Origin of the sequence: Kitasatospora sp. NPDC092948, from assembly GCF_044754805.1 — a bacterium.
In the GTDB taxonomy this organism is placed as follows: Bacteria; Actinomycetota; Actinomycetes; order Streptomycetales; family Streptomycetaceae; genus Kitasatospora.
This window is the reverse complement of sequence record NZ_JBIVPU010000003.1, coordinates 435,047-458,286: the sequence shown is the minus strand read 5'-3', so window position 1 is coordinate 458,286 and position 23,240 is coordinate 435,047. Positions and strand designations below refer to the sequence as shown.

Sequence of the window (23,240 nt, the reverse complement as noted above, 5' to 3'; positions counted from 1 at the left end):
CGCAGCCGACATGTGAACAAGCTGATGTCCCCCGGGCCGTCCGGCCCCCGGCACGCAGCACGCCGCCGTACGGCGGCCCGACCCGCCCCATACGCAGCGGACGGCCCAGCCGGCCCGGCCGCGAACCCGGAGCAGAGCAGCATTGAGCAGCCGCGAATCTGACAACGCCCACCCGCAGCCCCGCCGCGGCGGCCCCGACGCGTACCCGTCGGGCACCCCGCCGTACGGCACCGGCCTGCCCGGTGGGCTTCCGGACCCGGCCGCCGCACGGACCGCTCCCGGCCCGGGCGCCGACGCGGCCGACGTGCCGAAGACGGAGACCACGCTGACCACCCGGGTGCGGATCAACATCCCCGGCTCCCGTCCGATCCCGCCGGTCGTGGTGCAGAGCAAGGTCAAGGACGAGAAGCCGGCCGAACCGGCCGGCCCGCGCCACCGCGGCGGGGGCGGCGACCCGGTGCTCGGCGTCATGGACACCGGCGCGAGCCGCACCAAGGCCGCCCCGCCGAACCTGCCGCCGGAGTGGCAGGAGCCGGCCGCGCCGAAGGCCTCCGAGTCGGAGTCCACCGGCGAGTGGTTCAAGCCCCGCCAGAAGTCCCGCCAGGAGGCCGCGCCCGCACCCGCACCCGCCGCCCCGATGGCGGGCGGCCCGGCCGGCGCCCCGCAGCCCGCGCCGCGCCCGTCCGGCGCCGCGGCCTCGCCGTTCGCCCCGGCCTCGCCGTACGCCGCGGAGCAGCCCCCGCAGCAGGCGGCCCAGCAGGCGCCGCAGCAGGCGTCGCTGCCCGGGCAGCAGCAGCCGATGGCCGCTCAGGACCCGTACGCCGCCGAGCGGGAGTACGAGCAGTACCAGCAGCAGCCGGCGGCCGCCCAGGACCCGTACGCGACCGGACAGCAGCCGATCCCCGGCCAGGACCCCTACGCGGCGGCACCGCAGCCGGCCCAGGGTCAGGACCCGTATTCCACGGGGCAGCAGCCGATGCCGGGCCAGGACCCGTATTCCACGGGGCAGCAGCCGATGCCGGGGCAGGACCCGTACGCAACCGGGCAGCAGCCGATGCCGGGGCAGGACCCGTACGCGGCGGCGGCACCGCAGCCGGCCCAGGGTCAGGACCCGTACGCAACCGGGCAGCAGCCGATCCCCGGCCAGGACCCCTACGCGGCGGCGGCACAGCAGCCGGCCCAGGGTCAGGACCCGTTCGGGACCGAGCCGCAGCACAACCAGCACGAGCAGTACCGGAACCCCGCGCAGCCGGCGGCCGGTCAGGCCCCCTGGGCGGCCGAGGCCCCCGACGCGGCCCGGGCGGCGGCGCAGCAGGGCGGCCAGGACCCGTTCGCGGCCGAGCCCCCGGCGGACCGGGGCGGCGCCGCGGACGCGGAGCCGGAGGACACCCAGATCGGCGGCTTCGACCCGATCACCGGCGAGGAGGCCGTCCCGGGCGGCGCGATAGCCGCTGACCCGCCGACCACCCAACTGTTCCTGAACGGCCCGAAGTCCCAGTCCCCGTCCCGCCCCGCTGCCGCCGACCCGTTCGCCACCTCCCGGCCCGGGCCGGACGGCGGCAACGGCAATGGCAGCGGAACCGGCAGCGCAAACGGCAGCGGCAAGGGCGGCGGCCGGTTCGCCGACATGCCCGAGGCGCAGCCGTTCCCCGGCGGCCCGCGGGCGGCGACACCGAAGCGCGAGGTCCCGAGCGACCCGCCGCCGGCCGAGGCGGAGGAGCGGGCCGACAAGCCTGCCCCGAAGCCGGCCAAGAGCGGCGGCGGCAAGCTCAAGAAGCTGCTGGTGACGGGTGTCGGCGGCGTGCTGTTCCTGGGCGCGGCGGCGTACGGCGCGGGCCTGATGATGAATCAGTCCGACATCCCGAAGGGCACCACGGTGCTCGGCACCGACATCGGCGGCGACTCCCGCGACCAGGCGGTGACGGCGCTGGACGGCTCGGTCGGCAAGGCCGGGCAGCTGCCGCTGCGGCTGAAGATCGGCGGCCAGTCGGTGACCATGGACCCGGCCAGTGCCGGTCTGAGCTTCGACACCACGGCGACCGTGGACACGCTGACCAAGCACAGCTACAACCCGGTCGACGTGTTCTCCTCGCTGACCGGCGGCGGCAAGGCCGTCGAGCCGCAGGTGCGGGTGGACAAGGCGAAGCTGAAGGCGGCGCTGGACGACCTGGCCGCGAAGTCCGGGCAGGGTCTGCAGGAGGGCTACGTCCGGTTCACCGAGTCGGGCGGCATCGAGGTGGTGCCGGGCAAGGCCGGGGAGGGGCTGGACTCGACGTCGGCCGCCGACAAGGTCGAGCAGGCCTACCGGGACCGGGCGGCCGGCAAGCCGGACGCCGAGGTGGCGCTGCCGCTGACCGACGCCCAGCCTAAGGTCGGCCAGGACGCCCTGCAGGCCGCCGCGGACACCCTCGGCAAGCAGGTGCAGGCCGGTCAAATCAGCCTGACCGCGGGCGGCAAGCAGTTCAACTTCGGCAAGAGCACCGCGGCGAAGGCCCTGGTGCTGGCCCCGGACGCGTCCGGCCAGATCGTCCTGAAGTGGAACCTGGACCAGCTGTCGGCGGCCATCGGCACCATCTTCGACAAGGTGAAGACCACCAAGGGCGGCCAGTCCTCGGCGATCACCGCGCAGGACGTGGCGGACGCGATCGGCCAGACCATCGCCAAGACGGGCAAGGACCGGGTGTACAAGTTCCCGTCCTGATCGACCGTCACCATCCTGTCGGACTGACCGTCCTACCGGTCCGACCGACCGTCAGAACTCCGCCGGGCCGGGGCTCCGAAACCGGAGCCCCGGCCTTCGGCATGCTGGCGAATCCTCGCCAGTGGCGTCGCAGAACGGGACGAACCGGGCGGTGCCACGGCCTGCCGCGTCGCGTTATCAAGACTTGATCGGCAGCTGGTCGACAACTTGTCGCGCCGGTCCCCAATATGTGCCGCGTGCCGAGACGCCCCACCCCGAGAAGTCGCCGCCCGCTCGCCCTGATCGCGTCGGTGGCAGCGCTGTCGTTCGCGCTGTGCTCCTGCGCCTCCGCAGGCAGCTCGGACGGCGGTTCGACGGCGGCGGCGAACGGCGAGGCCCCGCGGATGACGCAGCAGTCGCTGAACCCGGCGCCGCGCACCGCGCTGCGCCAGGGCGGCACGCTGAACTGGGCGATCGACCAGTACTCGAGCCAGTGGAACCCGCTCCAGGCGGACGGTTCCGAGGCGTCCACCATCGACGTGGTCAAGGCGCTGCTGCCGACCTTCTGGCGCTCCGACGCCGGCGGCATGCAGACCCCGAACCCTGCTTACCTGACCGAGGTGAAGAGCGAGCTGCGGCAGGGCAAACAGACCGTGGTGTGGACGCTCAACCCGAAGGCCCACTGGTCCGACGGCACCCCGATCACCTGGCGCGACCTGCAGGCCGAGTGGCAGGCGCTGAGCGGCCAGGACCCGGCGTACCGGACGGCCTCCAGCAACGGCTTCGACCAGGTGGAGAGCGTGGTCCGCGGCCAGGACGACCACCAGGCCGTGATGACCTTCCGGGAGCCGTACTCGGAGTGGCAGGCGATGTTCAACAACGCCGGCAACGCCCCGCTGCTGCCGGCGAAGTACATCACCACCCCGGAGCTGTTCAACACCTCCTTCAAGGGACGCTTCCCGGTGACCGCCGGACCGTTCAAGGTGGAGCGGATGGACCCGGCGGCGCGCACCGTCACGGTGGTCGCCGACCCGGACTGGTGGGGCGACAGGCCGCTGCTGGACCGGATCGTCTTCAAGGCGTACGACACCGGGAAGATGCCGCAGGCGTTCGCCGCCGGCGAGGTCGACTACTACAACAACGGGCCCAACACCGAGGGCTACCGGCTCATCGAGTCGACCAAGGACGGGGAGGCCCGCCGGGCCGGCGGGCCGAACCTGCGGCACCTGGTGCTGAACGGGCGCAGCCCGGTGCTCGGCGATCCGAAGGTCCGTCAGGCGCTGGTCCAGGCGATCGACCGGGCGGAGATCACCCGGACCGACCTGGCCGGCCTGGACTGGCCGTACGTGCCGATGAACAACCACTTCCTGGTGCCGTCGCAGCACGGCTACCAGGACAACTCGAACGGCCTGAGCCGTTTCGACCCCGACGCCGCGAAGGCGTCCCTCGACTCGCTGGGCTGGAAGCTGGGGCCCTCGGGCGTCCGCACCAAGGACGGCACGGAGCTGGCGCTGCGGTTCGTGGCGCCGGCCGGCAACAACCTGGCCGCCAACGAGAGCGCGCTGGTCACCCGGATGCTGGGGCAGATCGGGGTGAAGGTCACGGTGCAGACCGTGCCGGCCGGCGACTTCTTCGACGGCTTCGTGTACAAGCACGACTTCGACCTGACCGCGTTCGCACTGATGGGCACCCCCTTCCCGGTCTCCAACTCGATCAGCACCTTCCAGCAGGACTCCGGCTCCAACTGGTCACAGGTCGGCAGCAAGGCGTTGGACAAGGCCATGGCGGACGCCGCCAGGGCCGACACCGTGGACGACGAGACGGCGGCGCTCAACCGGGCCGACGCGGCGGCGTGGGAGGTGGCCGGGCTGGTTCCGCTGTACCAGCGCCCGGCCATTTACGGCGTCCGCAAGAACGTCGCCAACCTCGGCGCACCGGGGCTCGGCGACCTCGTCTACGAGAACATCGGGCTGCTGAAGTAACACCCGGGCGGCGAAGTCTCGCCATTGGCGGGAAATTGCCAGGCGGCCGACGGCGCGCCTGCCGCCCGAATTGGGTGACCCCTACCCATGAATTCGCTCCGCCATGCCCGAAAACGGAGGTGTCCGATTATCGGACACTCAATTGCCGCACTCAATTCCACCGAAGAGCACCAAAACGGACACCGGGTCTACGCGCGTCGTCCGGCCGGCCCGCCGAACTGGCCGTCCAGATAGCGGACCTGACAGTGCATCGTTACGGACATGTGAACGAGCCTTGGTCGCCTTTGTCCGGTTTTGACCGTCTCGACTGGAGGCTGTCAAGAGTTCATGAACTACAAAGTGGTTGACATTCCAGCACGAAGCAGGAAATGGGCCATCGACAACTGAGGAACTCTTGACGTTCGATAAACGACTTGCAAGAGTCCATTCATCCAAGTTCTTACTCCTTGCTTCTGCACGGACCACGGTCGGGAGCTTTAGCACCATGACGACGCCTACTGGGGCCACGACGGACGGGGACACCCCCGGGTCCACGTCGGACCTCCCGGACAACGCCTCGGCCGACGCGCCCGCCGATTCCGGCTTCCGCGGCCTCTCTCCCGGCAAGCTGATGTGGCGCCGCTTCATGCGCGACCGCACCGGTGTGGTGAGCGCCTGCGTGGTGCTGTTCTTCATCCTGATCGCGATCCTCGCGCCGCTCATCTCGATGGTGTACGGCAAGGACCCGACGACCCACTACGGCCAGGAGGACGTCAGCCTGCTGACCGACTCCGGTCTGCCGACCGGCCCCAACGGCGGTATGAGTGGCGACTTCTGGTTCGGCCTGGAGCCCGGCCTCGGCCGTGACGTGTTCACCCTGCTGATCTACGGCATCCGCACCTCGCTGATCATCGCCGTCGCCACCTCGGTGCTGACCACCGTGATCGGCGTCGCGCTCGGCATCGCGGCCGGCTACCTCGGCGGCAAGGCCGACTACTTCATCGGTCGCGTGATCGACGTCCTGATGTCGTTCCCGTCGCAGATCTTCCTGATCGCCACCATGCCCGTGGTCACCAGCCTGCTGGTCAGCCCGACCGAGAAGAACCCCGACTGGCTGCCGTTCGTCGCGGTGACCCTGGTGCTCTCGCTGCTCGGCTGGATGGGCCTGGCCCGCATCCTGCGCGGCGTCGCGCTGTCGCTGCGCGAGCGCGAGTTCATCGAGGCCGCGAAGGTCACCGGCGCCTCCCCCGCGCGGATCATCTTCAAGGAGATCCTGCCCAACCTGTGGACCCCGATCCTGGTGCAGTCCACGCTCTCGCTGCCTGCGTTCGTCACCGCCGAGGCCGGTCTCTCCTACCTCGGCGTGGGTGTCGGCGAGCCGACCCCGGACTGGGGCCGCATGATCGCCGACGCCGCGAACTACCTCCGGACCGACGTCACCTTCCTGCTCTTCCCGGGCATCGCCATGGTGGTGTTCGTTCTGGCCTTCAACCTGCTCGGCGACTCGGTCCGGGACGCGTTCGACCCGAAGACCAACCGCTGACAGGCCCTCAAGACTCCGGGGGGACGGAACCGCCAGGCCCCGGGCACACCACGAAGATTTCCGAACGACTATTCCAGGCAGGATGAAGATGAGCTCTCGCAAGACGCGGCTCGCCGCCGCCATTCTGGTGGCCGGGGCCCTGACCGTCACCACCGCTTGCTCCAGCGGCCACAGCAACAGCGACGGCAGCAAGGCCGGCGCCTCGAAGGCCCCGGTCAAGACCACCACGATCTCCGTCGGCACCGCCGAGGACTCGAAGGGTCCGGCCGCCCCCGTGGAGGGTTCGAAGAAGGGCGGCACGGTCACCATGATCGACCGCGACGACTTCTCGCACCTCGACCCGGCGCAGATCTACATGAACTACAACGCCGAGGTCTCGCTGCTGTTCACCCGTCAGCTGACCGGTTACAAGACCGCCCCCGACGGCTCGCAGAAGCTGGTCGGCGACCTTGCCACCGACACCGGCACCACCACCGACGGTGGCAAGACCTGGAAGTTCACGCTGAAGGACGGCGTGAAGTGGCAGGACGGCTCGCCGGTCACCTCGGCCGACGTCAAGTGGTCGATCGAGCGCACCTACGCCTCGTTCATCAAGTCCGGCCCGACCTACGTCCAGACCTGGATCTCGGGCGACAAGTACCGCGACGCCTACGAGGGCCCCTACGGCGGCAAGGAGCTGGACGCCGTCCAGACCCCGGACGACAAGACCGTCGTCATCTCCTTCCCCGAGGCCCACACCGACGCCAACTTCACCCTGGCGATGACCGGTTACGGCATCGTGCCGAAGGCCCACGACACCAAGGAGGAGTACGACAAGAAGCCGTTCTCCTCGGGCCCGTACCAGATCACCGAGCACGTCACCGACCGCTCGCTGGACCTGGAGCGCAACCCCAACTGGGACGCCGCCACCGACCCGATCCGCAACGCCTTCCCGGACAAGTGGCACATGGCCTTCGGTGTCCAGTCGCAGGCGTCCACCGAGCGCTTCATGGCGGACAACGGCGACGACAAGACCAGCTTCTCGTTCCACAACCAGGTCTACACGACCTACATCGACCAGGTGAAGTCCGACGAGAAGCTGAAGTCCCGCACGCTCGAGGGCCTGACCCCGTACGTGGACTACTACTACATCAACAACAGCCGCATCAAGGACGTGAAGGTCCGGCAGGCGCTGATCAAGGCGTTCCCGCACCAGCAGACCCGTCAGCTGCAGGGCGGCACCTCCTACGGTGACTACGCCACCGCGTACATGAGCCCGACCGTCCTCGGCTACGAGTCCTACGACCCGTACGGCATCCTGGCCAAGCCGCAGGGCGACCCGGACGCCGCCAAGGCGCTGCTGACCGAGGCGAACGCGGTGGGCACCACCATCGTCTACGCGTACAACAACACCCCGGTCCAGCAGAAGGTCACCGAGGCCATCCGCGACGCGCTGGAGAAGGCCGGCTTCAAGTTCGTCCCGAAGCCGATCGACGCGAAGACCTACTACGACGTCATCGGCAAGGTCGACAACGAGTACGACCTGTACTGGGGCGGCTGGGGCGCCGACTGGCCGACCGGCTACACCTCGCTGCAGCCGGTCTGGGACGGCCGCGCCATCGCGGACAGCGCCTCCAACTACGCCCACCTGAACGACCCCGAGGTCAACGCGGCCATCGACGCCGCCCAGAAGATCGCGGACCCGGTCGAGCAGGGCAAGGCGTGGGCCGCGCTCGACAAGATGCTGCAGGACAAGGCCGTCTCGATCCCGGACGTGTACCAGCGCTCGCTGAGCCTCTACGGCTCGGGCCTCGGCGGCGTCACGTTCGACACCCTGGCCGGCCTGCAGTCCCCGCTCAACATCTACGTGAAGTAGTAGTCATCACCGAGCAGTAGCTCACGGCGGGGCACCGGCACGATCTGCCGGTGTCCCGCCCCGATCAGGAGAGCCCGTCCCGATGCTCCGATTCCTCGTCCGCCGAATCCTCGGCGCTCTCGTCATTCTGGTGATCGTCTCGCTGGTCACCTATGCGCTGTTCTTCGCGATCCCGGCGGACCCGGCGCGGCTCTACTGCGGCAAGACCTGCTCGCCCGAGAACCTCGCCCTGATCAGGCACGAAATGGGCTTCGACCGGGCCTGGCCGATCCAGTACTGGGACTGGCTGAGCACGATCTTCACCGGTGGCACGTACAACGGCGTGCACTGCGGCGCCCCGTGCTTCGGCTACTCCTTCGACAAGAAGGAGCTGGTCGGCGGCCTGCTCGCGGACCGCTTCCCGACCACCCTGTCGCTGACCATCGGCTCCGCCGTCATCTTCCTGATCTTCGGCATCGGCACCGGCATGCTGGCCGCCCACAAGCAGGGCAAGACCGCCGACAAGGTCGCCAGCTCGCTCTCCCTGCTGGCCTCCTCGATGCAGATCTACGTGGCCGGCCCGCTCGCCCTGTGGGCGCTGTGCTACAGCACCAACCTGATGGAACTGCCGAAGTACGTCCCGTTCACCAAGGACCCGCTCGGCTGGGCCAGTGGCCTGCTGGTGCCGTGGATCGTGCTGTCGCTGATCTGGACCGCCAACTACACCCGTATGACCCGCTCCTCGATGGTCGAGCAGCTGTCCGAGGACTTCGTGCGGACCGCGCGGGCCAAGGGCATGTCCGGCACCTCGGTCTTCATGCGCTATGCCTGGCGCGGCGCGATGGGCACCATCGTCACCGTCTTCGGCATCGACCTGGGCGTGCTGCTCGGCGGCGCCATCATCACCGAGACGACCTTCAGCCTGCACGGCCTGGGCCAGCTGGCGATCCAGTCGTTCTACGACTCCGACCTGTCGCTGCTGGTCGGCGTCACCGTGGTGGCCGCAACCCTGATCGTGTTCTTCAACATCATCGTCGACGCCGCCTACGCCCTGATCGACCCGCGCATCCGCCTGGCCTGACCGGCCGCACCCCAGGCCGACCCAGCAGTCCCGACCTCACGTACCGCACCGAGGAGCCCAGTCCATGACCACCCAGGCCAAGCCCGAGGAGGCCTCGCCCGCCGGCAGCGGCGGCGACACGCCGTTCCTCTCAGTCCGCGACCTCTCGGTCCGCTTCAGCACCGAGGACGGCGTGGTCCGGGCCGTGGACAACCTCTCCTTCGACGTGTCCCCGGGCAGCACGCTCGGCATCGTCGGTGAGTCCGGTTCGGGCAAGTCGGTGACCAACCTGGCCGTGCTGGGTCTGCACAACCCGGACCGCACCGACATCTCCGGCTCGATCAAGCTGGACGGCAAGGAACTGGTCGGCGCGTCCAACCGCGAGCTGGAGAAGCTCCGCGGCAAGACCATGTCGATGATCTTCCAGGACCCGCTGACCGCGCTGTCGCCGTACCACACCATCGGCAAGCAGATCGGCGAGACCTTCCGCAAGCACACCGGCGCCTCCAAGTCGGAGGCCCGGGACCGGGCCATCGAGATGCTGATCAAGGTCGGCATCCCGCAGCCCACCACCCGGGTCGACGACTACCCGCACCAGTTCTCCGGCGGTATGCGCCAGCGCGCCATGATCGCCATGTCGCTGGTCTGCGACCCCAAGCTGGTGATCGCCGACGAGCCGACCACCGCGCTGGACGTCACCGTCCAGGCCCAGATCCTCGACCTGCTGAAGGACCTGCAGCAGGAGATGGGCACCGCGATCATCCTGATCACCCACGACCTGGGCGTGGTGGCGCGCACCGCGCAGCAGGTCATGGTGATGTACGCGGGCCGGGCCGTCGAGCGCGGCACCATCCGCGAGGTGCTGAAGGCCCCTCAGCACCCCTACACCTGGGGCCTGCTGTCCTCGATGCCGAGCCTGACGGGCGACGTGAACGTGCCGCTGCGGCCGGTTCGCGGCACCCCGCCGAGCCTGATCAACCTGCCGACCGGCTGCCCGTTCAACCCCCGCTGCGACTACAAGGAGCAGGTCATCGGCGGCGGCTGCACCTCGGAGCGTCCGGCGCTCTCCCCGGCCACCGGGCACGCCGCCGCCTGCCACCTGAGCCCGGCGCAGCGGCAGGACATCTTCATCGACCAGATCAAGCCGCGGCTCGGCTGAGAGGGACACCATGAGCAACGAACAGACCCTCAAGAAGCCGGCCGGCGCCGCTGCCGGCTCCGGTGAAGCGCTGCTGACCATCAAGGGCGTGCAGAAGCACTTCCCGGTGACGGACGGCTTCCTGTTCAAGCGTCAGGTCGGCGCGGTGCACGCGGTGGACGGCGTCGACCTGGAGGTCTTCGGCGGCGAGTCGGTCGGCCTGGTCGGCGAGTCCGGCTGCGGCAAGTCGACCCTCGGCCGGCTGGTGACCCGCCTGCTGGAGCCGACCGCCGGCGAGATCCGCTACAACGGCCAGGACATCACGCACGCCTCCCGCAAGGAGCTGGCGCCGATCCGGTCCGAGATCCAGATGATCTTCCAGGACCCGTACTCCTCGCTGAACCCGCGGCACACCGTCGGCTCGATCATCGGCGCGCCGATGGAGATCAACGGGATCAACCCCAAGGGCGGCATCCAGCGCCGGGTGCAGGAGCTGCTGGAGACCGTCGGTCTCAACCCGGAGCACTACAACCGCTTCCCGCACGAGTTCTCCGGCGGCCAGCGCCAGCGCATCGGCGTGGCCCGCGCGCTGTCGCTGAACCCGAAGCTGATCGTCGCGGACGAGCCGGTCTCCGCGCTGGACGTCTCCATCCAGGCGCAGGTGGTCAACCTGCTCCAGGAGCTGCAGCGCGACCTGGACATCGCCTTCCTGTTCATCGCGCACGACCTGTCGGTGGTGCGCCACTTCTCGCAGCGCGTCGCGGTGATGTACCTCGGCAAGATCGTCGAGATCGCCGACCGCAAGTCGCTGTACGAGTCGCCCCGCCACCCGTACACCCACGCGCTGCTGTCCGCCGTGCCGGAGGCCGACCCGGACGACGACCGCGAGCGGATCCGGCTGACCGGTGACGTCCCGTCGCCGCTCAACCCGCCGTCGGGCTGCCGCTTCCGCACCCGGTGCTGGAAGGCGCAGGAGAAGTGCTCGACGGTGGAGCCGCCGCTGATCCAGCTGTCCGGCAACGCCGAGGGCCACCTGACGGCCTGCCACTTCCCCGAGGGGGACACGGTTCCGGCGCCGCGCGCCGAGGCCTGAGCTTCGTGAAGAGGGCCCCCACCGATCCGGTGGGGGCCCTTTCGCGTCCGGTCAGACGTTCTCCCGCTCGGCGGCGAAGTGGCAGGCCGAGTCGTGCCGGGCCCGGCCCTCCAGCCACTCCCGGACGGTCAGCGCCGGATCCTCCCGCTCGCACTTCTCCTGGGCCTTCCAGCAGCGGGTGCGGAACCGGCACCCGGACGGCGGGTTCGCCGGGGAGGGCACGTCGCCGGTCAGCACGATCCGGTCCCGGGACTCCCGCGCGGTCGGGTCGGGCACCGGGACGGCCGACAGCAGCGCCTGGGTGTAGGGGTGGGTGGCGTGGTCGTAGATCTCCAGGTCGGTGCCGATCTCCACGATCCGTCCCAGGTACATCACGCCGACCCGGTCGGAGATGTGCCGGACGATCGACAGGTCGTGCGCGATGAACATGTAGGAGAGCTCGAACTCGCTCTGCAGCTTCTCCAGCAGGTTGATCACCTGGGCCTGCACCGAGACGTCCAGCGCCGAGACCGGCTCGTCGCAGATGATGATCTCCGGCTTGAGGGCGAGGCCGCGGGCGATGCCGATGCGCTGGCGCTGGCCGCCGGAGAACTGGTGCGGGTACCGGTTGATGTACTCGGGGTTGAGGCCGACCACGTCCAGCAGGTCCTGAACGGCCTTGCGCCGGTCGCCCTTCGGCGCCACCTCGGGGTGGATCTCGAACGGCTCCCCGATGATGTCGCCGACCGTCATCCGCGGGTTCAGCGAGGTGTACGGGTCCTGGAACACCATCTGGATGTTGCGCCGCACGGCCTTCAGCGCGGAGCCGGACAGGCGCGAGATCTCCTCGCCCTTGTACTTCACCGACCCGGTGGTCGCGGGCTCCAGGTTCATCAGCACCTTGGCCAGCGTCGACTTGCCGCAGCCGGACTCGCCGACGACGCCGAGGGTCTCCCCCTGCATCAGGTCGAACGACACCCCGTCGACGGCCTTGACCGCGCCGACCTGCTTCTTGAACAGCACGCCCTTGGTCAGCGGGAAGTGCTTGCGCAGGTCGCGCACCTCCAGGATGGGTTCGCCGCGCCGCACCTCCTGGGCGAACGCGGCCTCCTCGGGGGTGGTCGCCCCGAGCGGTGTGGCGCCGTTAACCGTCATGGAGGGTCTCCTTCCAGAAGAAGCACGCACTTCCCCGCCCGGCCAGCGGCGTCCCGTCGTCCTCGGTCACCTGCGCCAGCGGCGGCACCTCCTGCCGGCAGATCTCCTGCGCCCGCGGGCAGCGCGGGTTGAACGCGCAGCCGGCCGGGATCCGCAGCAGGTTGGGCGGCAGGCCCTTGATCGCGTAGAGCTCCTGGCCCTTCTGGTCGAGGCGCGGGATGGAGTCCAGCAGGCCGCGGGTGTAGGGGTGGGCGGGGCGGGCGTACAGCTCGTGCACGGGGGCGGTCTCGACGATCCGGCCGGCGTACATGACGGCGATCTTGTCCGCGACGTCGGCGACCACGCCCAGGTCGTGGGTGATCAGGATCAGGCCCATGTGGTACTCGGCCTGAAGCTCCGCCAGCAGGTCCATCACCTGCGCCTGGACCGTCACGTCCAGCGCCGTGGTCGGCTCGTCCGCGATGATCAGGTCCGGCTCCAACGCCAGCGCCATCGCGATCATGATGCGCTGCCGCATACCGCCGGAGAACTGGTGCGGATAGTCCCCCACCCGTTCCTTGGCGGCCGGGATGCGCACCCGCTCCATCAGGTCGACGGCCTTCTCCCTGGCCTCCTTGCGGCTGCTGCCGCGGTGCGCCCGGAACATCTCGCCGAGCTGGTAGCCGACCGGGAGCACCGGGTTCAGCGAGGACAGCGCGTCCTGGAAGATCATCGCGATCTTCTGGCCGCGGATCCTGCGCCGCTCCTCCTTGGACATCTTCAGCATGTCCTGGCCGCAGAACAGGAGCTCCCCCTCGGGGATGGCGGCCGGCGGCATGTCGAGGATGCCCATCACGGCCTGCGCGGTGACGGACTTTCCGGAACCGGACTCGCCCAGCACCGCGAGGGTCTCGCCCGCGCTGACGCTGTAGTTCACGCCGTTGACGGCCCGGACCACGCCGTCCCTGGTCCGGAACTCCACGTGCAGGTTCCGCACGTCCAGCAGCGGCCCGGTGAACGGCTCCTCGTGGGCCGGTCGGCTCTGGTCGGCGACGGTGCTCATCTGTCTGCTCCCCTCGCTCAGCGCAGCTTCGGATCGAGGGCGTCGCGCACCGCGTCGCCCAGCATGATGAAGGCCAGCACGGTGATGGAGAGCGCCGCGGCCGGGAAGAACAGCACGAACGGCGCCTGCCGGATCACCTTCTGCGCGGAGGAGATGTCCACGCCCCAGGAGATGGTCGGGTCCTGGAGGCCGATGCCGAGGAAGCTCAGCGTCGCCTCCGCGGTGATGTAGCCGCCCAGCGCGATGGTGGCGACCACGATCACCGGGGCGATCGCGTTCGGCAGGATGTGCCGGAACATCAGCCGCCCGGTCCCGGCGCCCAGCGCCCGCCCGGCCACCACGTAGTCGGCCTGCTTGACGGTGATCACCGAGCCGCGCATCACGCGGGCCAGCTGGGTCCAGCCGAGGAACGCCAGCGCGATCACCACCGACCACACGTTGCGGGTGGCGAACGCGTTCAGCAGCACCAGCGCGCCGAGCAGCAGCGGGATGCCGAAGAAGATGTCGGTGATCCGGGAGATCACCGCGTCCAGCCAGCCGCCGAAGAACCCGGCGGCCATCCCGGCCAGCCCGCCCAGCAGGGTCACCGCCAGGGTGACGCAGATGCCGACGGTGATCGAGGCCCGCGCCCCGTAGATCACCCGGGCGTAGATCGACCGGCCCTGCCCGTCGTAGCCGAACCAGCCGCCCCCGAAGAAGTCGGTCCAGTTCGGCCGCCGCAGGTAGTTGTTGAGCAGGTCGGACGCCCGCGGGTCGGTGCTGGTGAACAGCTGCGGGAAGATCGCGATCAGGATCAGCAGCACGATCAGCACCGCCGACAGGATGAAGATCGGCCGCCGCCGCAGGTCCCGCCAGGCGTCGCCCCACAGGCTGCGTGCCTGCTCCCGCTTGCCCGGGTCCGGTTCGAGCAGCGTCTGCTGCTCCACCGCCAGGCCCTGCTGTCCGACGTAGTCCAGGTGGTCGCTGTCGGTGGGGTTGATGTTCCGCAGCGGGTCGTGGTCGTCCGGGATGGACTCGTTCCGGTCAGGCATAGCGGATCCTCGGGTCGAGGACGGCGTACAGCAGGTCGACGACCAGGCTGGCGACCAGGTACACGATCACCAGCACGGTGACGATGCCGACCACCGTCGGGCCTTCCTTCTGGTTGATCGCCTTGTAGAGGACGTTGCCGACGCCGGAGATGTTGAAGATGCCCTCGGTGACGATCGCACCGCCCATCAGCGCGCCCAGGTCGGTGCCCAGGAACGTCACCACCGGGATCAGCGAGTTGCGCAGCAGGTGCCGGCCGACGACGGTCCGCCGCGGCAGGCCCTTGGCCACCGCGGTGCGCATGTAGTCGGCGCGCAGGTTCTCGCCGATCGACGTCCGGGTCAGCCGGGCCACGTACGCCAGCGACAGGGACGCCAGCACCAGGCCGGGCAGGATCAACTGGCTGATGTCCCGGGAGTCCTGGACCGTCGCCGTCACCCAGCCCAGGTTGATCGCGAACACCGTCTGCGCGATGTAGCCGAGCACGAACACCGGGATCGAGATCACCACCAGGGTCACCACCAGCACCCCGGTGTCCCAGACGCTGCCCCGCTTCAGACCGGCGATCAGGCCCAGCGGCAGGCCGATCACGATCTCGAAGAAGAACGCGACCAGGGCGAGCCGGATGGTGACCGGGAAGGCGTCCTTCATGATCTCGGAGACCGGGCGGCCGGTGAAACTGGTGCCGAAGTCCAGGTGGAAGATGTTGTTCATGTAGTGCAGGTACTGCTTCCACAGCGGCTGGTCGAGGTAGTACTGGTGCTTCAGGTGGGCCACGGTCGCCGGGTCGGCGGCCTTGTCGCCGAACATCGCGGCGATCGGGTCGCCCGGCAGGCTGTACACCATCAGGAAGATCAGCAGCGTGGCGCCGAAGAACACCGGGATCATCTGGAGCACGCGCCGCAGGATGTAATGGCCCATCAGGGCCCTCCCTCCGAGAGGTGACTGACGTGGCCCCGCCCTCCGTGCGGGGAGGGCGGGGCCGACATCGGACGGATCAGCTCTTGACCTCGACCTGGGTCCAGGCCGGGTTGCCGAAGGAGTCGAACGACACGTTCTGCACCTTGGTGGAGTAGCCGGAGTTCGTCCGGTAGTACCAGAGCGGAATGGCCGGCATGTCCGTCGCCAGCTGCTCCTCGGCCTTCTGGTAGCCGGTCGCGGTGTCCTGGATCGAGGCGGCCTCGTCGGCCTGGCCGGCGAGCTTGTCGAACTCCGGGCTGGAGTAGCCGGTGTCGTTGGACGCCGCGCCGGTGCGGTACACGTCCGCCAGGAAGTTCGCGTTCAGCGGGTAGTCCTGCACCCAGCCGGTGCGGAACATGCCGTTGAGCTGGTGCCCGGTGATCGCCGCCCGCGCCGTCTTGAAGTCGGTCTTCGGGTCACCGGCGCAGTTCACCCCGGTCGCCTGCCGGATCGAGTTGCAGACCGCGTCCACCCACTCCTTGTGGCCGCCGTCCGCGTTGTAGGTGATCTTGACGGAGTTCCCGGGAACGCCGCCGCCCTGCTGGATCAGCTGCTTCGCCTTGTCCGGGTTGTAGGTGCAGAAGTCCCCGCAGGTCCCCGCCTTGTAGCCCTCCACCCCCTCGGCGACCCACGCCGACGCCGGCGCCCGCGAGCCCTGCAGCACCGTCTTGGTGATGGTGTTCCGGTCGATCGCCATCGACAGGCCCTGCCGGACCAGGTTCTTGTTCGCCCCCTGCCAGTCCGGCTGGTACAGCGTGAAGCCGACGTTCTGGATCGCACCCTGCGGAGCGTCGATCGCCCGGTCGCCCAGGTCGCTCTTGTAGTTCGCCAGATCCGACGGCGGCACCTGGTCCATCACGTCCAGGTTGTTCGACTGCAGGTCCGCGTAGGCCGCCTCCGCCGTGGTGTACATCTTGAACACCACGCCGCCGTTCTTCGGCTTGTCCACACCCTGGTAGTTGGCGAACGTCTTGGTGACCACCTGCGAGTTGTGGTCCCAACTGACGAACTGGTACGGCCCGTTGCCCACCGGCTTCTGCCCGTAGCCCGCCGGGTCCTGGTAGAACCCCTCCGGAAGCGGCGAGAAGGCGATGTACCCCAGCTTGTACGGGAAGTACGAGACCTTGTTCTTCAGCTTGATCGTGAAGTGCGTGTCGTCCTGGACGCTCAGCCCCGACATGGTGTCCGCCGTCGGGCTGCCGCTCTGCGGGTGGACGTCCGAGTAGCCCTGGATGTCCTCGAACCACGAGCTGTTGATCTGGTTGTTCTTGGTGTCCGCCGCCCAGTTCCACGCGTCCACGAAGCTCTTCGCCGTGACCGGCGTCCCGTCGTGGAACGTCCAACCCGACTTCATCGTCACGTTGTACGTCTGCGCGTCACTGGTCTCGATCTTGTCCGCGACCTGCATCCGGAGCTTGCCGTTGGACGGGTCGTAGTCCGCGAGGCCCTTGAACAGGTTCTGCACGATGCGCCCGCCGCCGACCTCGTTGGCGTTCGCCGGCTGCAACGGATTCTGCGGCTCGCTGCTCTGATACGTGAACGACTTGCCGGCGTCCGACGGTCCGCCACCTGAGCTGCTGCCGCCCCCACCACAACCCGTGGCCATCAGGGCCACGGACGTCGCACTGACAACGGCCCAGCGCACACGGGTACCTGTGGGCATGGAGCCTCCTCCTCGAGGGCGTATGACGGCATCTCACCTCATGAGAAGTGCGAGGCCGCTCCGACGCGACCGAGAGGGGGCCGTCCGGCCCAAGGGGGCGGCGGCCGGGAGAGCACCGGCAGGGGCGCGGGGAACCGCGCGAAACGGAAGGCACCCGCCGGCCGGATCGCGATGCGGGCAATGACTTGCCGTTGATCGCGACCTGGCCGGCGGGTGCCCGGTTGCTCGCCCCCTGGTTCGCGCTAGGCGGCAGCGACCTGACGCTCCGCCGCGAAGTGGCACGCCGAGTCGTGCTTGGCCCCTCCGGTGAGCAGCGTCGGCGCGGCCAGCAGCGGCACCTCCGTCGCGCAGCGCTCCTCCGCCTTCCAGCAGCGGGTGCGGAACCGGCACCCGGACGGCGGGTTCGCCGGGGAGGGGATGTCGCCGGTCAGGATGATCCGCTCGCGGCCCTCGCGGCCGGTCGGGTCGGGCACCGGGACGGCCGACAGCAGCGCCTGGGTGTACGGGTGGGTGGCGTGGTCGTAGATCTCCAGGTCGGTGCCGATCTCGACCATCTTGCCGAGGTACATCACGCCGACCCGGTCGGAGATGTGCCGGACGATCGACAGGTCGTGCGCGATGAACATGTAGGAGAGCTCGAACTCGCTCTGCAGCTTCTCCAGCAGGTTGATCACCTGGGCCTGCACCGAGACGTCCAGCGCCGAGACCGGCTCGTCGCAGATGATGACCTCCGGCTTGAGGGCGAGGCCGCGGGCGATGCCGATGCGCTGGCGCTGGCCGCCGGAGAACTGGTGCGGGTACCGGTTGATGTACTCGGGGTTCAGGCCGACCACGTCCAGCAGGTCCTGAACGGCCTTGCGCCGGTCGCCCTTCGGCGCCACCTCGGGGTGGATCTCGAACGGCTCCCCGATGATGTCGCCGACCGTCATCCGCGGGTTCAGCGAGGTGTACGGGTCCTGGAACACCATCTGGATGTTGCGCCGCACGGCCTTCAGCGCGGAGCCGGACAGCCGGGAGATGTCCTCGCCCTTGTAGAGGACCTGGCCGGCGGTCGCCCGCTCCAGGTTCATCAGGACCTTCGCCAGGGTGGACTTGCCGCAGCCGGACTCGCCGACGATGCCGAGGGTCTCGCCCTTTTCGAGGGTGAAGGAGACGCCGTCGACGGCCTTGACCGCGCCGACCTGCTTCTTGAAGAGGATGCCCTGGGTGAGCGGGTAGTGCTTGACCAGGTCGCGGACCTCCAGGATGGGCTCAGCCATGGAGGGTCTCCTTCCAGAGGTGGCAGGCGCTCTTGCGGCCGGCGAGCTCGGCCCCGTCCCGGTCGGTGACCTGGTGCAGGGCGGGGATCTCGGTGCGGCACCGGTCGGTGGCGACGTCGCAGCGCGGGTTGAACGCGCAGCCGGCCGGGACCTTGTAGAGGTTGGGCGGCAGGCCCTTGATCGCGTAGAGCTCCTCGCCCTTCTGGTCCAGTCGCGGGATCGACCGGAGCAGGCCCTTGGTGTAGGGGTGGGCGGGGCGGGCGTACAGCTCGTGCACGGGGGCGGTCTCGACGATCCGGCCGGCGTACATGACGGCGATCTTGTCCGCGACGTCGGCGACCACGCCCAGGTCGTGGGTGATCAGGATCAGGCCCATGTGGTACTCGGCCTGAAGCTCCGCCAGCAGGTCCATCACCTGCGCCTGGACCGTCACGTCCAGCGCTGTGGTCGGCTCGTCCGCGATGATCAGGTCCGGCTCCAGCGCCAGCGCCATCGCGATCATGATGCGCTGCCGCATACCGCCGGAGAACTGGTGCGGATAGTCGTTCACGCGCTGCGCGGCGGCGGGGATGCGGACCCGGTCCATCAGCTCGATGGCCTTGGCCTTGGCCTCCTTGCGGGAGGCGCCCTGGTGCACGCGGAACATCTCGCCGAGCTGGTAGCCGACGGAGAGCACCGGGTTCAGCGAGGACAGCGCGTCCTGGAAGATCATCGCGATCTTGCGGCCGCGGATCTTCCGGCGCTCCTCGCCGGACATCTTCAGCATGTCCTGGCCGCGGAACAGGATCTCGCCGGCGGTGACCCGGCCGGGGGGCATGTCGAGGATGCCCATGATGGTCTGCGCGGTGACGGACTTTCCGGAACCGGACTCGCCGAGGACGGCGAGGGTCTCGCCGGCCGCGACCGAGTAGTTCACGCCGTTGACGGCCTTGGCGACGCCGTCGCGGGTCTTGAACTCGACGTGCAGGTCGCGGACGTCGAGCAGCGGGGTGCCGGGGACCAGGCGGTCCTTGCCGGCTGCGGTCTTCTCGGGTGCGGTGGTCATGTGCGGGCCGCCTCTCTCAGCGCAGCTTCGGGTCGAGGGCGTCGCGCACCGCGTCGCCGAGCATGATGAACGCCAGCACGGTGACGCTGAGCATGCCGGCCGGGAAGAACAGCGCGAACGGCGCGGAACGGATGACCTTCTGGGCCGAGTTGATGTCGATGCCCCAGGAGATGGTCGGGTCCTGGAGGCCGATGCCGAGGAAGCTCAGCGTCGCCTCGGTGGCGATGTAGCCGCCGAGCGCGATGGTGGCGACCACGATCACCGGGGCGATCGCGTTCGGCAGGATGTGCTTGAACATGATCCGGCCGGTCCCGGCACCGAGCGCCCGGGCCGCGGTCACGTAGTCGGACTGCTTGACGGTGATCACCGAGCCGCGCATCACGCGGGTCATCTGGGTCCAGCCGAGGGCGACCAGGGCGAACACCACGGACCAGACGGTGCGGGTGGTGAAGGCGTTCAGCACGACCAGCGCGCCGAGCAGCAGCGGGATGCCGAAGAACATGTCGGTGACCCGGGAGATCACCGTGTCGACCCAGCCGCCGTAGTAGCCGGCGACCATGCCGGCCAGGCCGCCGAGGATCGTGACGCCGGCGGTGACGCAGATGCCGACCACCACGGAGGCGCGGGCACCGTAGATCATCCGGGCGTAGATCGAGCGGCCCTGGCCGTCGTAGCCGAACCAGTCCGCCTGGAAGAGGTGCAGGTAGTTCGGCTTGGACAGGTAGTGGTGCTGGAGGTCGCCGGCCCGCGGGTCCACCGAGGTGAACAGGCTGGGGGCGATCGCGAAGGCGATCAGCAGCACGATCAGCGCCGCCGAGATGATGAAGACCGGGCGCTTGCGCAGGTCGTGCCAGGCGTCCACGCCGAGGCTGCGGGGCTTCTCCGGCTTCGGCTCGGCGGAGCCGGCGGCCTGCGCGGGGGTGTTCGTCTCGATCAGGTCAGGCATACCGGATCCTCGGGTCCAGGACCGCGTAGAGCAGGTCGACGATCAGGCTGGCGGCCAGGTACACCAGCACCAGCACGACGACGAAACCGGAGACGGTCGCGCCCTCGTTGAGGTTGATGGCGTGGTACAGCGCGTTGCCGACGCCCTTGACGTTGAAGATGCCCTCGGTGACGATCGCGCCGCCCATCAGCGCGCCGAGGTCGGTGCCCAGGAAGGTCACCACCGGGATCATCGAGTTGCGCAGCAGGTGGGTGCCGATCACCTTGCGGCGGGGCAGGCCCTTGGCGATCGCGGTGCGCATGTAGTCCGACTTGATGTTCTCCGCGATGGAGGTACGGGTCAGTCGGGCGACGTAGGCGAGCGAGATCGAGCCGAGCACGATGGCGGGCAGCATCAGCTGGCCGAGGTTCATCGAGTCCTGAACGGTCGGGGTGATCCACTTGAGCTGGATCGCGAAGATGTTCTGGAAGATGAAGCCGAGCACCGGGACCGGGATCGAGATCAGCAGCAGGGTGAGGACCAGGGCGGTCTTGTCGAAGGCCTTGCCGCGGCGCAGGCCGGAGAACAGGCCGATCGCCACACCGACGACCACTTCGAAGACGAAGGCCAGCAGGGCCAGCCGGATGGTGACCGGCAGGGCCTCGCCGATCACGTCGATGACCTTGCGGCCGGCCATGGTCTCACCGAAGTTTCCGGTGAACAGGTTCCCCATGTAGTTCAGGTACTGCTGCCCGGTGGAGACGTCGAGTCCCATCCGGTGCTTGAACGCGGCCAGCTGGGCCGGGTCGGCGGCCTTGTCTCCCCACATTGCCGCCGCCGGGTCGCCGGGCAGCATGCGGGTCATGAAGAAAATGATCGTGACCGTGCCCAGGAACACCGGGATCATCTGGAGCAGTCGCCTAACGACAAAGCGCCCCATTGTGCCTCCAATTTACTGCTCTGACGGGCCGTCATCCCGATCAGAGTTCTTGGCGTGACAACGGCCGGTGCCGGTCCGCCCGGTGGGGCGGGGACGGGCACCGGCCGTGTCGGTTCGAGCCGTGCGGTGCCGGCTCGGTTACTTCTGCTTGACCTCGACCTGGGTGAAGACCGGGTCGCCGAACGAGTCGTACTTCACGTTCTGCACGTTCTTCGAGTAACCGGCGGTGGTCTTGTAGTACCAGAGCGGGATGGACGGCATGTCCTTGGCCAACTGCTCCTCGGCCTGCTGGTACAGCTCGGCGGTCTTCTCCACGGTGGTGGCCTTGTCCGCCTCGGCCGCCAGCTTGTCGAACTCCGGGCTGGAGTAGCCGGCGTCGTTGGCCGCGGCGCCGGTGCCGTACACGTCGCGCAGGAAGTTGGCGTTCAGCGGGTAGTCCTGCACCCAGCCGGTCCGCATCAGGCCGTCGGCCTTCTTGTTCTTGACCAGGTCACGGGCCGACTTGAAGTCCGGCTTCGGGTCGCCGACGCACTCCACGCCGGTGGCCTGACGGATGGAGTTGCAGACCGCGTCCACCCACTCCTTGTGGCCGCCGTCCGCGTTGTACAGAACGGTGATCTTGTTGCCGGGGACGCCGCCGCCCTCGGCGATCAGCTGCTTGGCCTTGGCCGGGTCGTAGCTGCAGGCCTCGCCGCAGGTGTTGTCCTTGTAGCCCATGGCGCCCGGAGCGACCCAGGAGTTGGCGGGCTGGCGGGAACCCTGGAGCACCGTCTTGGTGATGGTGTCGCGGTCGATCGCCATCGACAGGCCCTGGCGGACCTTGGCCTTGTCCTGGCCCTTCCAGGAGTCCTGGTAGAGCGAGAAGGAGATGTTCTGGATGGCGCCCTGCGGCTGGTCGACGGCGCGGTCGCCCAGGTCGCTCTTGTAGGAGGACAGGTCGCTCGGGTCGACCTGGTCCAGCACGTCCAGGTTGTCGGAGACCAGGTCCTTGTAGGCGGCCTCGGCCTGCGAGTAGTTCTTGAAGACGATGCCGGCGTTCTTCGGCTTGTCGAGGCCCTCGTACTTGTCGTACGCGGCGACGGTGATCGCCTTGTTGTGCTCCCACGAGACGAACTTGTAGGGGCCGTTGCCGATCGGCGACTGGCCGTACTTCGCCGGGTCGGTGAAGAACACCTTCGGCAGCGGCGAGAAGGCGGTGTAGCCGAGCTTGTACTCGAAGTACGACACCGGGCCGGTCAGCGCGATGGTGAAGTGGGTGTCGTCGACGACCTTCAGGCCGGACATGGTCTCGGCGGTCGGGTCGCCCTTGTCCGGGTGGACCGCGTCGTAGCCCTGGATGTCGGAGAACCAGTCGGAGTTGATCTGGTTGTTCTTGATGTTGGCGGACCAGTTCCAGGCGTCCACGAAGGACTGCGCGGTCACCGGGGTGCCGTCGTGGAAGGTCCAGCCGGACTTCAGGGTGACGGTGTAGTTCTGCGCGTCGGTGGTCTCGATCTTGTCGGCGACCTGGTTGCGCAGCTTGCCGTCGGCCGGGTCGTAGTCCACGAGGCCCTTGAACAGGTTCTTCAGGACGCGACCGCCGCCGACCTCCATGGCGTTGGCGGGCTGGAGCGGGTTCTGCGGCTCGGAGCTCTGGTAGCTGAACGTGCCCTGGGCGTTGACCGGACCGTCCGAAGCGCCGTCCGACGAGCTGCTGCCGCAAGCGGTAGCGGCGAGGGCGACCGCGACGGCTGCGACAACCCACTTGGCCTGGCTGGCACCGCGCATGGGTGTGCCTCCTGAAATCGTGTTGCAGATCGCTCGCGGCCTGGCGCGCACCCCTGCGCTGAAGCCTCGACCCGAGCTCGACTGCACCCACTATCGGTCACCCACGGACACGGAATTGACCAATCCGGATTTCAATTTGGTCACATGAACGGTGTATGAATCTCAAA

At 68.9% G+C, this 23,240-nt stretch carries 17 protein-coding genes; 7 read left to right on the top strand and 10 right to left on the bottom strand.

Annotated elements, in window-relative coordinates; translation table 11 throughout:
* Positions 1-142 precede the first annotated feature (142 nt).
* From ACIQF6_RS11595 to ACIQF6_RS11565, 7 genes are all read left to right on the top strand, one after another.
* Positions 143-2,701 carry a peptidoglycan binding domain-containing protein gene (locus ACIQF6_RS11595; protein ID WP_400893160.1) on the top strand — a complete coding sequence of 853 codons (2,559 nt, stop codon included), beginning with the start codon at positions 143-145 and terminating at the stop codon, positions 2,699-2,701.
* A 236-nt stretch (positions 2,702-2,937) separates the two neighbouring features.
* Positions 2,938-4,662: an ABC transporter family substrate-binding protein gene (locus ACIQF6_RS11590; protein ID WP_400893157.1), complete on the top strand. Its 1,725-nt coding sequence runs from the start codon at positions 2,938-2,940 to the stop codon at positions 4,660-4,662.
* 484 nt (positions 4,663-5,146) lie between these two features.
* Complete coding sequence (locus ACIQF6_RS11585; RefSeq protein ID WP_400893155.1) at positions 5,147-6,184, top strand: ABC transporter permease; 1,038 nt, start codon at positions 5,147-5,149, stop codon at positions 6,182-6,184.
* An 88-nt stretch (positions 6,185-6,272) separates the two neighbouring features.
* Positions 6,273-8,039 carry an ABC transporter substrate-binding protein gene (locus ACIQF6_RS11580; RefSeq protein WP_400893153.1) on the top strand — a complete coding sequence of 589 codons (1,767 nt, stop codon included), beginning with the start codon at positions 6,273-6,275 and terminating at the stop codon, positions 8,037-8,039.
* An 82-nt stretch (positions 8,040-8,121) separates the two neighbouring features.
* Positions 8,122-9,099, top strand: a complete 978-nt coding sequence (locus tag ACIQF6_RS11575; protein ID WP_400893151.1) for an ABC transporter permease — start codon at positions 8,122-8,124, stop codon at positions 9,097-9,099.
* Between the two features lie 64 nt (positions 9,100-9,163).
* Positions 9,164-10,237 (top strand): ABC transporter ATP-binding protein, encoded by a 1,074-nt coding sequence (locus ACIQF6_RS11570; RefSeq protein ID WP_400893149.1) that lies wholly within the window; start codon positions 9,164-9,166, stop codon positions 10,235-10,237.
* 10 nt (positions 10,238-10,247) lie between these two features.
* The gene (locus ACIQF6_RS11565; RefSeq protein WP_400893147.1) at positions 10,248-11,309 is read left to right on the top strand and encodes an ABC transporter ATP-binding protein; all 1,062 of its coding nucleotides are present in this window, start codon (positions 10,248-10,250) and stop codon (positions 11,307-11,309) included.
* Between the two features lie 51 nt (positions 11,310-11,360).
* On the opposite strand, the gene ACIQF6_RS11560 is transcribed toward ACIQF6_RS11565, so the two are convergent.
* From ACIQF6_RS11560 to ACIQF6_RS11515, 10 genes are all read right to left on the bottom strand, one after another.
* The gene (locus ACIQF6_RS11560; protein WP_400893144.1) at positions 11,361-12,443 is read right to left on the bottom strand and encodes an ABC transporter ATP-binding protein; all 1,083 of its coding nucleotides are present in this window, start codon (positions 12,441-12,443) and stop codon (positions 11,361-11,363) included.
* Positions 12,433-13,485: an ABC transporter ATP-binding protein gene (locus tag ACIQF6_RS11555; RefSeq protein ID WP_400893140.1), complete on the bottom strand. Its 1,053-nt coding sequence runs from the start codon at positions 13,483-13,485 to the stop codon at positions 12,433-12,435. The genes ACIQF6_RS11560 and ACIQF6_RS11555 overlap by 11 nt, the downstream gene beginning before the upstream one ends.
* 17 nt (positions 13,486-13,502) lie before the next feature.
* Entirely contained in the window at positions 13,503-14,516 is a 1,014-nt protein-coding gene (locus tag ACIQF6_RS11550; protein WP_400893138.1) for an ABC transporter permease, read from the bottom strand.
* Positions 14,509-15,435, bottom strand: coding sequence for an ABC transporter permease (locus tag ACIQF6_RS11545; RefSeq protein WP_400893135.1), 927 nt, complete (start codon positions 15,433-15,435; stop codon positions 14,509-14,511). The genes ACIQF6_RS11550 and ACIQF6_RS11545 overlap by 8 nt, the downstream gene beginning before the upstream one ends.
* A gap of 76 nt (positions 15,436-15,511) precedes the next feature.
* A complete protein-coding gene (locus ACIQF6_RS11540) occupies positions 15,512-17,137 on the bottom strand; it encodes an ABC transporter substrate-binding protein (RefSeq protein ID WP_400893132.1) in 1,626 nt (541 codons plus the stop codon).
* Positions 17,138-17,379: 242 nt separating this feature from the next.
* Complete coding sequence (locus tag ACIQF6_RS11535) at positions 17,380-18,396, bottom strand: ABC transporter ATP-binding protein (protein WP_400893130.1); 1,017 nt, start codon at positions 18,394-18,396, stop codon at positions 17,380-17,382.
* A complete protein-coding gene (locus ACIQF6_RS11530) occupies positions 18,389-19,441 on the bottom strand; it encodes an ABC transporter ATP-binding protein (protein ID WP_400893127.1) in 1,053 nt (350 codons plus the stop codon). Before ACIQF6_RS11530 ends, ACIQF6_RS11535 begins: the two co-directional genes overlap by 8 nt.
* A gap of 16 nt (positions 19,442-19,457) precedes the next feature.
* Entirely contained in the window at positions 19,458-20,387 is a 930-nt protein-coding gene (locus ACIQF6_RS11525) for an ABC transporter permease (RefSeq protein WP_400893125.1), read from the bottom strand.
* Positions 20,380-21,306, bottom strand: coding sequence for an ABC transporter permease (locus tag ACIQF6_RS11520; protein ID WP_400893122.1), 927 nt, complete (start codon positions 21,304-21,306; stop codon positions 20,380-20,382). The genes ACIQF6_RS11525 and ACIQF6_RS11520 overlap by 8 nt, the downstream gene beginning before the upstream one ends.
* Positions 21,307-21,444: 138 nt before the next feature.
* The gene (locus ACIQF6_RS11515; RefSeq protein ID WP_400893120.1) at positions 21,445-23,073 is read right to left on the bottom strand and encodes an ABC transporter substrate-binding protein; all 1,629 of its coding nucleotides are present in this window, start codon (positions 23,071-23,073) and stop codon (positions 21,445-21,447) included.
* Positions 23,074-23,240 lie beyond the last annotated feature (167 nt).

What these genes read in the sequence shown, in the direction of transcription:
- ACIQF6_RS11585 (WP_400893155.1), top strand. Translation starts at nt 5,147, where the DNA reads ATGACGACGCCTACTGGGGCCACGACGGACGGGGACACCCCCGGGTCC.
- ACIQF6_RS11580 (WP_400893153.1), top strand. Translation starts at nt 6,273, where the DNA reads ATGAGCTCTCGCAAGACGCGGCTCGCCGCCGCCATTCTGGTGGCCGGG.
- ACIQF6_RS11575 (WP_400893151.1), top strand. Translation starts at nt 8,122, where the DNA reads ATGCTCCGATTCCTCGTCCGCCGAATCCTCGGCGCTCTCGTCATTCTG.
- ACIQF6_RS11570 (WP_400893149.1), top strand. Translation starts at nt 9,164, where the DNA reads ATGACCACCCAGGCCAAGCCCGAGGAGGCCTCGCCCGCCGGCAGCGGC.
- ACIQF6_RS11565 (WP_400893147.1), top strand. Translation starts at nt 10,248, where the DNA reads ATGAGCAACGAACAGACCCTCAAGAAGCCGGCCGGCGCCGCTGCCGGC.
- ACIQF6_RS11560 (WP_400893144.1), bottom strand. Translation starts at nt 12,443, where the DNA reads ATGACGGTTAACGGCGCCACACCGCTCGGGGCGACCACCCCCGAGGAG.
- ACIQF6_RS11555 (WP_400893140.1), bottom strand. Translation starts at nt 13,485, where the DNA reads ATGAGCACCGTCGCCGACCAGAGCCGACCGGCCCACGAGGAGCCGTTC.
- ACIQF6_RS11550 (WP_400893138.1), bottom strand. Translation starts at nt 14,516, where the DNA reads ATGCCTGACCGGAACGAGTCCATCCCGGACGACCACGACCCGCTGCGG.
- ACIQF6_RS11545 (WP_400893135.1), bottom strand. Translation starts at nt 15,435, where the DNA reads ATGGGCCATTACATCCTGCGGCGCGTGCTCCAGATGATCCCGGTGTTC.
- ACIQF6_RS11540 (WP_400893132.1), bottom strand. Translation starts at nt 17,137, where the DNA reads ATGCCCACAGGTACCCGTGTGCGCTGGGCCGTTGTCAGTGCGACGTCC.
- ACIQF6_RS11535 (WP_400893130.1), bottom strand. Translation starts at nt 18,396, where the DNA reads ATGGCTGAGCCCATCCTGGAGGTCCGCGACCTGGTCAAGCACTACCCG.
- ACIQF6_RS11530 (WP_400893127.1), bottom strand. Translation starts at nt 19,441, where the DNA reads ATGACCACCGCACCCGAGAAGACCGCAGCCGGCAAGGACCGCCTGGTC.
- ACIQF6_RS11525 (WP_400893125.1), bottom strand. Translation starts at nt 20,387, where the DNA reads ATGCCTGACCTGATCGAGACGAACACCCCCGCGCAGGCCGCCGGCTCC.
- ACIQF6_RS11520 (WP_400893122.1), bottom strand. Translation starts at nt 21,306, where the DNA reads ATGGGGCGCTTTGTCGTTAGGCGACTGCTCCAGATGATCCCGGTGTTC.
- ACIQF6_RS11515 (WP_400893120.1), bottom strand. Translation starts at nt 23,073, where the DNA reads ATGCGCGGTGCCAGCCAGGCCAAGTGGGTTGTCGCAGCCGTCGCGGTC.